The organism is Nitrosopumilus zosterae, from assembly GCF_025998175.1.
Taxonomy (GTDB): Archaea; Thermoproteota; Nitrososphaeria; order Nitrososphaerales; family Nitrosopumilaceae; genus Nitrosopumilus; species Nitrosopumilus zosterae.
The window spans coordinates 1454696-1468749 of sequence record NZ_AP026695.1 but is presented as its reverse complement, the minus strand read 5'-3'; the positions used below and the strand labels follow the sequence as shown (position 1 = coordinate 1468749).

The 14054-nt window shown below is 36.8% G+C and carries 16 protein-coding genes and 2 tRNA genes; 14 read left to right on the top strand and 4 right to left on the bottom strand.

The window, feature by feature from the left end; translation table 11 throughout:
* Window positions 1-5 precede the first annotated feature (5 nt).
* Window positions 6-518 carry an acyl-CoA carboxylase biotin carboxyl carrier protein subunit gene (locus OO712_RS08950; RefSeq protein ID WP_109876484.1) on the top strand — a complete coding sequence of 171 codons (513 nt, stop codon included), beginning with the start codon at window positions 6-8 and terminating at the stop codon, window positions 516-518.
* A 15-nt stretch (window positions 519-533) separates the two neighbouring features.
* On the opposite strand, the gene OO712_RS08945 is transcribed toward OO712_RS08950, so the two are convergent.
* On the bottom strand, window positions 534-998 hold the full coding sequence (locus OO712_RS08945) for a redoxin domain-containing protein (RefSeq protein WP_109876483.1): 465 nt from the start codon (window positions 996-998) through the stop codon (window positions 534-536).
* A gap of 155 nt (window positions 999-1153) precedes the next feature.
* Between OO712_RS08945 and OO712_RS08940 the strand changes: the two genes are divergently transcribed.
* The 11 genes from OO712_RS08940 to OO712_RS08890 are packed head-to-tail and all read left to right on the top strand — an operon-like array spanning window position 1154 to window position 11496.
* Complete coding sequence (locus tag OO712_RS08940) at window positions 1154-1486, top strand: NADH-quinone oxidoreductase subunit A (protein ID WP_109876566.1); 333 nt, start codon at window positions 1154-1156, stop codon at window positions 1484-1486.
* Window positions 1487-1526: 40 nt separating this feature from the next.
* Window positions 1527-2051 (top strand): NADH-quinone oxidoreductase subunit B, encoded by a 525-nt coding sequence (locus tag OO712_RS08935; RefSeq protein WP_014964441.1) that lies wholly within the window; start codon window positions 1527-1529, stop codon window positions 2049-2051.
* A complete protein-coding gene (locus OO712_RS08930; protein WP_109876482.1) occupies window positions 2051-2638 on the top strand; it encodes an NADH-quinone oxidoreductase subunit C in 588 nt (195 codons plus the stop codon). Before OO712_RS08935 ends, OO712_RS08930 begins: the two co-directional genes overlap by 1 nt.
* A 2-nt stretch (window positions 2639-2640) precedes the next feature.
* Entirely contained in the window at window positions 2641-3777 is a 1137-nt protein-coding gene (locus OO712_RS08925) for an NADH-quinone oxidoreductase subunit D (RefSeq protein WP_109876565.1), read from the top strand.
* Complete coding sequence (gene nuoH / locus OO712_RS08920) at window positions 3778-5076, top strand: NADH-quinone oxidoreductase subunit NuoH (protein ID WP_109876481.1); 1299 nt, start codon at window positions 3778-3780, stop codon at window positions 5074-5076.
* Window positions 5076-5573, top strand: coding sequence for an NADH-quinone oxidoreductase subunit I (locus OO712_RS08915; RefSeq protein WP_109876480.1), 498 nt, complete (start codon window positions 5076-5078; stop codon window positions 5571-5573). Before nuoH ends, OO712_RS08915 begins: the two co-directional genes overlap by 1 nt.
* Window positions 5566-6078, top strand: a complete 513-nt coding sequence (locus OO712_RS08910; protein ID WP_109876479.1) for an NADH-quinone oxidoreductase subunit J family protein — start codon at window positions 5566-5568, stop codon at window positions 6076-6078. The genes OO712_RS08915 and OO712_RS08910 overlap by 8 nt, the downstream gene beginning before the upstream one ends.
* Window positions 6059-6364 carry an NADH-quinone oxidoreductase subunit NuoK gene (gene nuoK, locus OO712_RS08905; protein ID WP_109876478.1) on the top strand — a complete coding sequence of 102 codons (306 nt, stop codon included), beginning with the start codon at window positions 6059-6061 and terminating at the stop codon, window positions 6362-6364. Before OO712_RS08910 ends, nuoK begins: the two co-directional genes overlap by 20 nt.
* Window positions 6364-7917: a complex I subunit 4 family protein gene (locus OO712_RS08900; protein ID WP_109876477.1), complete on the top strand. Its 1554-nt coding sequence runs from the start codon at window positions 6364-6366 to the stop codon at window positions 7915-7917. Before nuoK ends, OO712_RS08900 begins: the two co-directional genes overlap by 1 nt.
* Before the next feature lie 3 nt (window positions 7918-7920).
* Window positions 7921-9999: an NADH-quinone oxidoreductase subunit 5 family protein gene (locus tag OO712_RS08895; protein ID WP_109876476.1), complete on the top strand. Its 2079-nt coding sequence runs from the start codon at window positions 7921-7923 to the stop codon at window positions 9997-9999.
* Window positions 10000-10011: 12 nt separating this feature from the next.
* Window positions 10012-11496: an NADH-quinone oxidoreductase subunit N gene (locus OO712_RS08890; protein ID WP_109876475.1), complete on the top strand. Its 1485-nt coding sequence runs from the start codon at window positions 10012-10014 to the stop codon at window positions 11494-11496.
* Here the strand turns inward: OO712_RS08890 and OO712_RS08885 are convergent.
* A complete protein-coding gene (locus OO712_RS08885; RefSeq protein ID WP_225866826.1) occupies window positions 11486-12364 on the bottom strand; it encodes a polyprenyl synthetase family protein in 879 nt (292 codons plus the stop codon). The two genes, OO712_RS08890 and OO712_RS08885, sit on opposite strands and share 11 nt — an antisense overlap.
* 14 nt (window positions 12365-12378) lie before the next feature.
* Window positions 12379-12472 (bottom strand) — tRNA-Glu (locus OO712_RS08880).
* 80 nt (window positions 12473-12552) lie between these two features.
* Between OO712_RS08880 and OO712_RS08875 the strand changes: the two genes are divergently transcribed.
* Complete coding sequence (locus OO712_RS08875) at window positions 12553-13185, top strand: iron-containing redox enzyme family protein (protein WP_109876474.1); 633 nt, start codon at window positions 12553-12555, stop codon at window positions 13183-13185.
* 41 nt (window positions 13186-13226) lie between these two features.
* Window positions 13227-13300, top strand: a tRNA-Ile gene (locus OO712_RS08870).
* A gap of 113 nt (window positions 13301-13413) precedes the next feature.
* Here OO712_RS08870 and pyrE read toward each other — a convergent pair.
* On the bottom strand, window positions 13414-14019 hold the full coding sequence (pyrE, locus tag OO712_RS08865) for an orotate phosphoribosyltransferase (RefSeq protein ID WP_109876473.1): 606 nt from the start codon (window positions 14017-14019) through the stop codon (window positions 13414-13416).
* Between the last annotated feature and the right edge of the window lie 35 nt (window positions 14020-14054).

The window sequence follows — 14054 nt, the reverse complement described above, 5'->3', positions numbered from 1 at the left end:
GACAAATGGATTACAAAATAACTGATATTGAAAAATCATTTGAAGGAAAAATTCTACAAAATCTAGGCAATAACGATTATGTAATTAAAGTAAATGATAACGAACATCAATTAAAAATTATTAGTATGAATTCAAGCGGAATTGAATTTATTTTAGATCAGAAATATCATAACGCAAAATATCTTGAACAATCAACCAATGAAATGAATATTGTTGTAGATAACGTTCCAATTATTATTAATCGTCATTCTCACTTTGATGAAGTAGTTTACAAGCATTCAGGTGGAGCGGGTGCAGGCAATGCACAGTTATCATTGAAGAGTCAAATTCCTGGTAAGGTTGTTTCAATTGCAGTATCTGAGGGTGATTCAGTAAAGAAGGGTGATGTTATTTGTACACTAGAATCAATGAAGATGCAAGTTTCGGTAAAGGCTCACAAAGATGGAGTTGTAAAGTCTCTCAAAATTAAAGAAACAGCAACTGTTGCCAAAGGCGACCCTATTGCTGATATTGAATAAAAAAATTATTTTTTCCTATTTCAGGAAATTTTTAATTTCTTCATAGTTTGGTTCTTTTAATGGGTCTTCTGAAACCCATTTGTAACCAATTTTTCCATCTTCATTAACAATAAAGACCGAACGTTTTGCTGCATTGTAGCCTTTAATGTGCAGTAAGTCTGGCATTAAAATTCCGTAATCACGAATTGTCTTACTACTGTAATCTCCCAACAATGGAAAATTAAAGTGATTTTTTTCTGCAAATGCTTTGTTTGCAAATGGACCATCATTACTGATTGCTACTACTTTTGCACCTAAATCTGAAATTTCTTTCCAGGAATCTCTAAAATTACACAGTTCGGTTTCACAAACTGGGGAACTTGCAGCAACTATGAATGACAAAACAATTTTTCCGCCTTTAAAATCATCCAAAGTCCGCAACTTTAATTCTGTATCTGGAAGCTCAAAGTTAGGAGCAATATCTCCGATATTCAATGACATGATCGCTAATTGATATTGTCCTATAAAGTACTTTAGAAAAATATTTTTTTAAAAAATTGATCGGGAAAAAGGAAGAATACCTTTTTATACAAAAATCAGGGTCAGAAGTTGAATTGGTCGGGGAATTAGCGGGCAATTATAGTACCGTTGTATTGATGTTTGGCTTTGCTGTAGCAGCAATGGCTCCTGCGTTAATTATTTCTAGAATGATTTCTCCAAGAAAACGAAGTAATCCTGTCAAGTTTTTGCCAATGGAATGTGGCCAAGTTCCAACAGGTGAAGGAAGAACTCATTTCATGATGCAGTATTACCCATACATTCTGATGTTTGTGGTTTTTGATGTGATGGCAATTTTCTTGTATGCGTGGGGTAGTGCTCTTTTAGAACTTCCTAAAAGTGCAACATTGCCAATGATGGGATTTTTAGCAATCATGTTTGGAGCAATGGCATTTGCGTTATATCAATCAGGGAGAAGGAGAATATGGTAGTTTTTTATATAAATTGTATTTACGGGGGTATGGGATAAGATTGCTTAAAGATTTAGTTACACCAGAAAATGCGAATGTCTTTGTCGGAAAGTTAGGAGACATTTTGGAAAAAGCAATTGATAAACCATTGGGCTATGCCATCAATTGGGGTCGAATTTGGTCACTCTGGCCTGTCCATATTGAAACAGCTTGTTGTAGTGTTGAATTTGGCGCCGCATCGAGTCCTAGGTATGATGTTGAAAGATTTGGTATCATAGAAGCATTTGGTTCACTTAGACAATGTGATCTAGTTGTTGTTCAAGGAACTATTACGAGAAAAATGGCACCACGTCTTAGATTAGTTTATGATCAAATGCCAGAACCAAAATATGTTATTGCTATGGGAGCTTGTGCTATTACTGGAGGATTGTATTTTGATTCATACAACGTACTTCCAGGAATTGATGGAGTCATTCCAGTTGATGTCTATGTTCCAGGTTGCCCACCTAGACCTGAAACTCTCATCCAAGGATGTATGTTGTTACAAGAGAAAATCAAGAGAATGAAGGCTAGGAAGTTTGTATAATGAGTTCTGATCTTGAAAAACCATCTGTAGATGTAAAACCCGAAGAGAAATCTACACCACCCACAAAAAAACCTGAAGAAAAACCTGCAGATTTACCTGCATTTGAAAAAGGAATTTCAGAAAAAATTATAGAAAAATTCGGTGATAAAGTTCAAGTTGCATTTGTTAAAGTGAATAGAGTTGGAATTAATGTAAGCCGAGAAAATGTTCATGAAGTTGCTGAATTCATTCGTGATGGATTAAACTATGATCATGTGGAATCTGTTTCTGGTGTAGATTATCCTCAAGACAAAGAAATAGAAGTTGTTTACCATATTGGATCTTATACTGATTCTTCATTAGCAAGCCAGATTCTTGTTTTATCAACTAGGGCACAAAGAGAAGAAAATCCAATTCCTGGAAATGATGCAACTAAACTTCCAACTCTAAGAGATGTTTTTTACAGTGTAGAATTTCATGAAAGAGAAATTTTTGAAATGTTTGGGGTTTACTTTGAAGGACATCCTGATAATAGACGATTGCTTTTACCAGAAGATTGGGCAGATTTACCACCACTTAGAAAGGATTTTGCAATAAAGGGAAGATGAACATGACTACTGAACTGCCTCCTGGATTAGCACTCCAAAAAGTTGACGAGAGAATTATGACCCTCAATGTTGGACCACAACATCCTGGTTCTGGTCACATGAGAATTATTGTTCAAATTGATGGTGATTATATTGTTGCATGTGATCCTGATCCAGGGTATGTTCATCGTGGTGAGGAAAAAATGGCAGAATATAGAAACTATATTACAAATATTCCTCACTTAGAAAGACCAGTAATTCATGATTCATGTAATATTCTTTATCCCTATGTTTTAGGAGTTGAAGAAATTGTTGGAATTGAAGTTCCTGAACGTGCAAAATATGTTAGAGTAATTGCATCTGAGCTGAATCGATGTATTTACACAATGTATTGGCTGGCAATTTATGGTATTTTCTTAGGCCATTCTACAATGTTTATGTGGCCAGCTGGTGATCGTGAACTCTTAATTGATTTAATGGAAAAAATGACTGGTGCCAGAGTTACACATGCACACTTTGTTCCGGGCGGAGTCAGAAATGATTTGCCACCAAACTTTGAAGATGTTTGTTTGCGCCAAGTAAATTATTTTGAAAAACGTATCAAAGAATATGCTGCAGTGTTCTATGATAACCCCATTCTGATTTCTAGAACTCGAGATACTGGTATTCTTTCCCGTCAAGATGCTATTCGACTTGGCACAACTGGTTCTGTACTTCGTGCAAGTGGTGTAGATTATGATCTTCGATTGAAAGAACCATATGATGTCTACGATGAATTAGATGTTCATACAAATGTGATGAAAGAAGGTGATTCTTATGCACGATCTAGAGTTCCATGGCTTGACATGATGGAAAGTTGTAATATCATTAGACAAGCATTGCAAAAAATGCCAAAGTCAGGATCTGTTAGAACTAAACTAAAACCAAATCCAAAAGGTAAAGGACTTAATTCAGTCTATAAACGGGTTGAATCTGGAAGAGGTTCTTTAGGATGTTATATTGTATCTGATGGGAAAACAGAACCATACAGACTGAAGATGAGTGTTGGTTCTTTTAGAAACTTGATTGCATTACCATATCTACTCAAAGGTGAAAAGCTTGGCAACATGCCATCTGTTTATTGGAGTCTTAACTATTGGCCAGTGGAGGCAGACCGATAAATGTCAGTAATTGCGCCAAAATTCAAACTAAGTGAATTTATCAAATCATTGCTTGACAATGCATTCTGGATATTATTCCTTTTAGTTTTGGTTGGCATTCCAGCAGTTTTCATGGTTTTATTTGCAATCGAAATGCCCGTAATTAATGGTGAATTACTTACACCATTTCTTGCTCTCACATGGATAGCAGATCCATCTAGAACACTCCCAATCATCAAAGCATTCATGGCAACTGATATTTTCAGAGTAATGGCATTTCCAGGATTTGGTTTTGCAGCATTGCTTGCTGCAGGTACCATATTTGTTGAAAGAAAAATGCTTGCAAAATTACAATTACGAGTTGGTCCTTTTTACTGTGGAAAAGTTGAAGGTATACTACAATTAATGGGGGATGGACTAAAATTAATCTCAAAAGAAATTATAATTCCGGCAAAAGCTGACAAGCCCATTTTTTGGGCAGCTCCCGTAATGTTCGTTGGTGCAGCTGCAGCGTTTGTTGCATTAATTCCTGTTGCTCCAGGTTGGGTGGTTGCAGATGTAGATCTTGGTTTACTTGGAGTGTTTGCAGTAATTGGATTTTTCCCAATCATCACAATTCTTTCTGCATGGTCTGCAAATAGTAAGTTCCCCTTCATTGGTGGTATCAGAGCTTTATTCCAGATGGTTTCATTTGAAATTCCGTTAATTCTATCTTTGTTAGGAGTTGTTATCCTAACTGGAACTCTAAACTTGTCTGAAATTGCAGCAAGTCAATCTAGCTTTCCATGGATTGTATTTTTGCCTGTTGGTGCTGTTGTCTTCTTTATTACCATGCTTGCAGAATTAGAAAGAATTCCATTTGACTTGCCAGAGGCAGAAAGTGAAATTGTTGCTGGTTGGTTAACTGAATTATCTGGAATGATGTATGGTCTTGTTCAATTAGGAACCTATCTGAAACTTTATGCATTTGCGGCATTGTTTGTAGTGTTGTTCCTTGGTGGATGGAATGGTCCAATGGTTGTTCCTCCATTCCCGGCAGAAATTCTTACAGATGGAATTGTAATGGGCCCAATTACTGCCAAAATCCCTGGTTTGCCTGTATTTACACAAGAAATGCTTAATGGAACACTTTGGTTTATTCTAAAAACTGTAGGAGTGATCTTCTTCATATTATTGCCCAGGGGAGTATTTCCTAGAATTAGAATTGACATGTTATTGAGTCTTGGTTGGACCAAATTAATTGGTCTTGCATTCGTTAACATCTTTATTGCTCTAGGATTGCTTTACGCTGGAGTGTTAGGACCGGGAGGATTACAATAATGGGAACTGCAACAGGTATTATTCGCGCATTAAACTCTGGAATTAAACATATTGCAGTAAAGCGATTTACACTTCGTTATCCTGAAGAGAAATTAAAATTTGTAGGAGATGGATATCAATTTGATCCTTCAACGGGTGTTGGAATTGCTGGACTTAAGGGCCGTCATATGTTATTTCATGATCACTGTACTGGTTGTCAATTATGTTCTATAGCATGTGAAGGTGTTGCAGAAGCTATTGCAATGGTAAAAGTACCAGAAGAACAAAAACAAAATAAAAAATCTATCATGCCTCAAATTGATTATGGAAAATGTGTCTTCTGTGGCCTTTGTGTAGATGCATGTCCATTTTATGCACTTTACATGACAAATGATTATGAACTCTCTTCATTTTCAAAAGAAGGTTTGATCTATACTCCTGCTCAACTTGCTGTAAAACCATATGTTGCTCAGGACAGTGAAATTCAGATTACTGATAGAGGTGCCACACATGGCTGATGCCGTATTTTTAGCATTAACCGTAATAACAATTGGTTCGGCAATTGCCGCACTTGAATTACGATCTTTGATTTATGGTTCAATTGCGTTAATGGGGACCCTTGGCGGTATTGCGGGATTCTTTTTCTTGTTGGATTCTCCATTTGTTGCGTTATTTCAATTGGCAGTTTATGTTGGTTCTATAGCTGTCTTGATTTTGTTTACCGTTATGTTAGTAAAAAGAGAATTAATTTTCAAAAAAATTGAAGATAAACGAAGAAAGTTTGCAGGAATTGGATTAATGTTAGTAGTCATGGTTGCATTGGGAGCTGTATTCCTAGATTCTGGAATAAAAACAATGACTACTGATGAACCTCCAGTTGATTTTAGAGATATTGGTACAGACTTTGTGACATATTATTGGCCTGCATTGATATTGATGGGATTAATTTTAGCCGGTTCTGTAACTGGTGCATTAGTTTTAGCCAAACGTGAGGATGTGGAGAATGACCAGCGAGCTAGTTGATTTTACCCTTGTATCTGTTGCTTTACTGGGTATAGGAATTTACGGTCTTGCAGTAAAACGTAACTTTATTCGAATGTTGTTTGCAGTTGAAATAATCATCAATGCTGCAAATCTTAACCTTGTGGCATTTGGTAGATTTTTACCTCATAGCGGTGGTCAGACTTTGGCTTTATTCTCAATTGCAATTGCTGCGGCAGAAGTAGCAGTTGGATTGTCTTTGATTATTGTTGCTTATCGTATGTATCAAAATGTCGATATTGCAGACTTTAGGAGTTTGAAAGGCTAATGGAATATGCATTATTACAGGCAGTTTTCTTGCCGTTACTTCTATCTCCAATTGCTTACATCATTGGAAGAAAAGTAGGTCCAACACCTGCAATGTGGTTCACATTTGCAATTTTACTCTACACCACAGTTCTTGTAATTAATGCCGCACTTTCTGGAACTGTAGAGGAACATTATCCATGGACAGAACAGTTTGGCGAATTTGGTTTCTTATTGGATGGCTTAGCATCACCATTTGCAATAATGATTTACGTGCTATCTACAATCCTGGTACTTTACTCAAAACCATACATGATTCACAAATTCCATGAACAGTTTGAAGAAGAACACCACATCAATACATCTTCAAGTGGCCAAACTTCTGTAGTTGAATCATCCTCTCTTTCAAATTATGTCAATGCTAAATCTGGACTATACTTTGCATTGTATCTTGTCTTTGCAATGGGGATGCTTGGAACCGTTCTCTCAACTAATTTAATTGAATTTTACATTTTCTTTGAAGTGATGTTGATTCCTGGTTTCTTTTTGGTTGCATTTTGGGGTGATGGGCCAAGAAGAAAAATTGGTTTAATGTTCTTGTTTTGGACTCATGCTGGAGCAGTTGTTTTATTATTGGGATTTTTGATGATTGGTCTTTCTCTAGGCAGTTTTGATTTTGTAGATATTCGTGAATCAGAAATTCCTCAAGATATTGTTATGATTTCTGCAGTAGCAATTGCAATAGGGCTTGGAGTTAAACTGGCCGTCTTTATGTTCCATATCTGGCTTCCTTATGTTCACGGTTCTGCACCAACACCAATCAGTGCATTATTGTCCCCAGCAATGATCGGAATTGGAGCATATGGTATTTTTAGATTAATTGTTGAATTCTTACCTGCAACGTTTGCAGAGCTTTCAATATGGTTCCACATTTGGGGACTAGTTACAATGATTTATGGTGGTGCAATGGCGCTGATGCAGGATGATTTGAAACGCCTTCTTGCATATTCCAGTATAAGCCAGATGGGTTATCTTTTGTTTGGAATTGGTTCAATGTCTGCTCTAGGTCTTTCAGGTGCCGAGATGATGTATGTAACACATGCAATAGGAAAAGGCATCCTCTTCATGATGGCTGGAATTATTATTGTTAAAGTTGGAACGCGTAGTATTTCTAAACTTGGAGGATTGGCAGGAAAGATGCCAATTACAGCAGTATGTGCGGTAATTGGTGCGTTAACAATTATGGGTGTGCCACCAACTAGTGGATTTATGGGTGAATGGGTTCTGTTTTATGGTGCATTGGAGACTGCAATTGAAGAGGGCTCTACAATTAGAGCAGTAACGTTTGGGTTGGGTCTTGTTGCAACTGCACTTACAATGTCTTACATGCTTTGGATGCTAAAACGTGTATTCTTTGGTAAAACTCCTGAACATCTTGAAAATGTAAAAGAAGGAAGTTGGTACATGACTGCCCCTATGATGGTATTGGCAGGATTCTCTATTGTAGTTGGAATTTATCCAGATATTTTCTTCAAAACAATTATTCCATACATGAATGGAGTGTTGGGAGTTTAGAATATGGCTACAGAATCTTTTGGATTGCCATTTGAAGTTGGAACTCTCAGTGCGTGGTTAGTTTGGATTTTACCATTTGCTGCTGCACTGATTATTCCAGGTGTTGGAAAATTATCAAAACATGCAACTGGATATGTTGCAGTTGCATTTGCTTTGATGAGTGCATTATCTGCAGCAACAATGATCCCAGTTGCTTTAGAGGCTCATGAGTTACATCATCAAATAATGTGGATTGAATCAATTGGTCTCAAAGGCGGTGTATTAGCCGATCCACTTTCAATTATCATGGCCAATGTTGTGGGTTGGATTTCTTTCTTGATTATGATATACAGCACAGGATACATGAAAGGGGATAAAGATATCACGAGATTCTGGTTTTGGATGATGTTCTTTATTGGCTCTATGCAGCTAATTGTGTTGTCTGATAACTTACTTCAAGTATTCTTTGGATGGGAAGGTGTAGGACTTGCATCATATGCTTTGATCAGCTTTTGGTATAGAGATAAGAAGAAAGATCATGTTGGTGTTGAAGGACGAACTGTTCTTGGCATGTTAGATTACTATGCTCCAACACATGCAGGTATGAAGGCATTCATCATGACCAAAGTTGGTGATGTTATGATGATTGCAGGTATGCTTTTGATATTTTTGTTTGCTGGAACCTTTGGATTCAAAGAATTAATGGGTGATACTGCATGGGCAACCGCAATGTCTGCTCAGGGACTTTTGATTCCTGCATTTGTATTGCTATTTGGAGGTGCGATAGGAAAATCCGCACAATTCCCACTAAACGAATGGCTCTTAGAAGCAATGACTGGTCCTACTGCCGTTTCAGCATTGATTCATGCTGCAACTATGGTCAAAGCAGGTGTGTTCTTAGTTGCAAGAATTGGACCACTTGTTTTTGCATTAGGTGCTGCAGGTATTATGGCAGATCAGTTCTTTGAGATTGTTGCTTGGGTTGGTGCAATCACTGCTTTGCTGTTGGCAACACAAGGAATGGTCAATCCTGAAATTAAGAAAGTTCTTGCATATTCTACTGGTTCTCAAATTGGTTATATGATGATGGCAATGGGTGTTGCGGGATTATCTCATCAATATGTGGATGGTTATACTGCAGGATTTTTCCACCTGATTTCACATGCAATGTTCAAAGCTTCATTATTCATGGCTGCGGGTTCTCTATTGCACATTGTAGGTTCTAGGTTCATGACAGATATGGGTGGCCTTAGAAAACACATGAAGAAGACTTATGCGTTCATGTGGGCTGCAGGTCTAGGTTTGATGGGTGCACCATTTATCTCAACTGGTTTCTGGAGTAAGGACGCAATATTTGCAGCAGTATATGAATCAGGAAACGAATGGGCAGTTCCACTTTACGCAATTGCAGTATTAACTGCCGTAATTACAGCATTTTACACTACAAGAATGATTGGCATGGTCTTCTTTGGAAAGAAGAGTAAACATATTGAAAAGATGGAAGAAGAAGGACATCATATTCATGAAGCATCATTATCAATGTGGGTTCCATATGGAATTCTTGCAGTGCTTACAATTGGAATTGGGTTGATTGGATTATCCACTGAAGAAGGACTACATCATTTGTTTACAGATTATCTTGAACATTCATTTGGTATCCACACTGAACATGTGGCTGCAGAAGCATCAATTCTGCCTGAATTCTTGCAAGGGCTCAATCCTGTTGCTCTTGGTTCATCGTTAGCTGCATTTGCAATTGGAATTGGATTAGGTTACATCTTCTATATTGGCAGATGGGTTGATCCAGTAAGATTTGTTAACTCTAACATCTTCTTTTATGCAATTCACAAAATTATCTTAAACAGATGGTATCTTAATGCAATTATCTACTGGTGCTTTGTTGTAGCACCATTATGGTTGGCAAGAGGTGTATTCAGATACTTTGAAAAGACAGCTATCGATTACGGTATGAATGATGGAGTTCAAAAAGCAGTTGGATGGAGTGCAAGAGTTGTTCAAGGAACCCAAACTGGTGTCTCACAGTCATATCTATTCGTATTTGGAGCAGGACTGCTATTCGTAGTCCTGATATTGTTGATATAGGAGATTGATGAATTGTTAGAAATTACTTCAACACCATTGGTATTGATTGCAATATTGGGTACCGTGGGGGTTATTCTTCCTATAATTAGTATTGCAAGAAAAGAAAAAGGCTCTAATTCATTCTATGCTGTAATTGCATTTGCTGCATTAATTGTATCCTTGGGATATGTTGGATATCAATTCATTAACGACAATGTCTCTACATCTGCTCTTTTCTCTGAAGATGTTTTAGTTGATGATGGATTTGGTGGATTCTTTGCAATAGCAATGTTGATTGTTGCCTTGTTCACAACAGTTGGTTCTTTCAATTACATGAGGAAACATAATTCTCCTGCTGTATACTATTCTCTAATTTTACTTGCAACGATTGGTATGGTGTTAGTAGCATATTCTACTGATTTGGTAATGTTGTTTGTTGCGTGGGAACTAATGAGTATTCCAACATATGTTTTAGTTGGATTCATGAAAAAGAATCCAAGCTCCAATGAGGCTGCTCTAAAGTATTTCTTATTTGGTGCATTATCCTCTGCAATCATAGTTTACGGAATCTCTATTTCCTATGGATTGACTGGTTCTACAAATATCGGAGAAGTCATCCAAGGTTATTCGGCACTTGATCCTTCTCTATTGCCTCTTGCTTTACTTTCTGTTGGAATGTTTATTGCAGGATTTGGATTCAAGATGGGGCTTGTGCCTTTCCATCAGTGGCTGCCTGACACTTATGAGGGCGCACCTTCACCAATTACTGCACTCCTTGCAGCAGCAACAAAGAAAGCTGGATTTGCAGCAACAATTCGAATTGTAGTTCTTGGAATGGTAGTTCTAAATCTTGATTGGACATTAGCTCTTGGTATTATTGCTGTAATGACTATGACGATAGGAAACGTTGCTGCAATTATGCAAAAGAATCTGTCAAGAATGTTGGCATATTCCAGTATTGCCCATGCGGGGTATATTTTAATTGGACTTGCAGTTGCACCACATAGTTCACTTGGGTTACAAGGTTCATTGTACCAAATCATGAATCATGCTGTAATGAAAGGTGCCGCATTCATTGCGATAGCTGGCATTGTTACAACGCTTGCAGTAACTAATATCGACAAACTCAAAGGACTTGGAAGACGAATGCCAATAACTGCCCTAGGTTTGGTGATTGCATTATTTGCATTAGCTGGAATTCCACCACTTTCAGGATTTTGGAGTAAACTCATGCTATTTGGTAGTGCCTTGGATGCAAGTTCTGCATTGTGGTGGGCTCCTTGGCTTGCAATTGCTGGAGTTCTTAACAGTGCATTATCTCTTGCTTACTATGGTTGGATTACAAGAAAAATGTACTTTGAAGGAGAATCAGAAAAAAGAGTTGCAGAACCAAAATCAATTATTGCAGTAATGATCTTCTCAACTATATTCTTAGTAGGATTTGGTGTGTATCCAGATCCGCTCATTAAGTTTGTAGAATTTGCAACTCCGGTAATTAGTTTGGGCCTTATGCCTTAAACGAAGTAAATTTAATTAAATTATCTAGATTCATTTTTGCATCATTGTCTGGAATTTTTCTTAAACCTGCTCTTGCTTTCTCAGAATATTCTTTTAGCAGCTCTTCCATTTTATTAAAAACATCTCTTGGATCAGAACTCTTTTTGATTAATAGATTAAACAGTTTATCCTCATTTTTCCAATCCAACAGATCATCTCTTATTTGATATGCAATTCCTATGTTTTTTCCATATTCTGTTAGTGCTTCGATTTGTTCTTCGGTACCGTTTGCAATAATCGCACCTGTTCTTGCAGCTACTTCAAACGCAGTTGCTGTCTTATATTCAATTACCTTGAGATAATCATCAAACGTAACATCTTCGCTGGTCTCTAATCTATTCTCAATCATCTCTCCTTCGCTCATTAGCATTGCAGTTGTGGCTAAATCTTTTGTAATTCTGGCGTTATCTAATCTGGATGATATTGCAAGGATTAATCCTAAAACAAAATCTCCTGTAAGTACACTGGTATTGTAACCATATTTGATATGAAACGGATCCTTTTGCCTTCGCATAGTTTCATTATCAATGATATCATCATGAATGATTGATTCCATATGTAAAAATTCAACAGCACAAGATGCAGATAGTGTATTTTCATCAATTTTTCCTACACTTTCGGCTGCGAGAGTCAAAATAATGGGTCTAATCCGTTTTCCACCGTCCAGTGAATATTTCAGCGGTTCAATGAATTCAGATTCAGAATAAAGAGAAAGCTCATTATCTAACGCTTCATCAATTTTTTGAATGTATCTTCCATAAGTTTCAAGTAGAGGATTGATCTCAATATTTTTCCTGTCCAAAATTGCCTGATCAAAAAACTTTGTCATTAGTAAATAAATCTTGGTGCTCCAGCCGGGATTTTCATCGTTTGATTTTGAACCCGGGATCACTGCCTTGAAAGGGCAGTATGCTTGACCGGTCTACACCACTGGAACCCAAGAAAATTCTGCATTTTGACCATAAAATCTTTTGTAAACAACAAAGATTTTTTTATTGGCAAATTTGGAGATGAAACATGAGTATAATTAAAAAAATTGATGAAATGATTGAAGAAAGAAGTTTATTGAAACATCCTTTCTATCAAATGTGGTCTGATGGAAAATTAACGCAAGAATCTTTGGCAGGTTATTCTAAAGAATATTTTCAACTTGTAAAAGCTGTTCCAAATTTTATGACTCCTATTATTGAAAAAGCACCAAATTCAGTCACAAGTGAATTAATTGAAAATCAACAAGAAGAATCTGATCATATCAAACCATGGATTGCGTTTGCAGGAGAACTTGGTATCTCTGAAGATGAACTGATCTCATATTCTGGTTTGCCTAAAACTCAGAAAGCCGTTTCCATTTTAAGTGAATTAATGGATTCTTTTGAAGGTGGTGCATGTGCAATGTATGCCTTTGAAAAAGAAATTCCAAAAATAAGTCAAACCAAACTTGATGGGTTGGCTGAATTTTATGGAATGACAAATAATGATGCAACAGAGTATTTCAAACTTCATACAGAAGCTGATATCCGACATGCTGCTTCATGGAGAAACATTTTAGAAAAATCTTCAACTGACTCAAACAACTTGATAGAAATTGCAGACAAATCTATCTCTGCCCAAAACATGTTGCTTGATAGTTGCTATGAAGAATATTGTTAATCTCATAACATTTTAAACCTAAGAAAAAATTCATCTGCTTAGGGCCCGTAACTCAGCTTGGTAGAGTAACCGGCTCATAACCGGTGAGCCAAGGGATCGAAGCCCTTCGGGCCCATCTCTTTTCCATTAGTTTTAAAATGAGCCAATCCAAAATTTATCGGCCGCAATGAAGAATCAGAGTTATATCTGAAATGGTGATTGGAAGGCATTTGTCTGAGCTGCCAATACTCATTTGTTGATTTGTTTTTTCACTTTTTCTAAAATACTTTCATCGACTAAATTTTGTTTATGTAAAGTTTCTGTTATCTGCAAAATATTTAGAATTGAATGCATGTTGACTTCTAAATCTGCCAAAGCCTCATCTGCTCCTTCCATTCTATTGACAATTACATATGCATCCTTTATTGAAATGTTTACTTCTTTTAGAGATTTTATTGCATTTACAACTGAGCCACCAGTAGTTGCCACATCGTCAATCATAATCACTTTCATCCCATCATGAATTTTTCCTTCAACTGCTTTTGAAGTACCATAATCTTTGGGTTTGCTTCTGACATAGATTAACGGTTTTACAGTTTCTATTGCTAACGCTGATGTTATCACCAGTCCTCCTGTTGGTACAGAAACAAAAGAATCGAAATTTTCTAAACCAATTTTTTGAGCAATCTCATTTTCAAGATATTTCACCATTTTCCTAAATTCGTGAGGATAGCTTGGAACCAGTCTTAGATCTACATAGTATGAACTCTTTTTTCCACTTGCAAGAGTAAAATCTCCAAATTTTATTATTCCTTTTTGATACAAAAAGGTTGCAAACTCTTTTACAAATTCCATACCAAAGTTAACTACACTGGATTTATTTTGGTTTG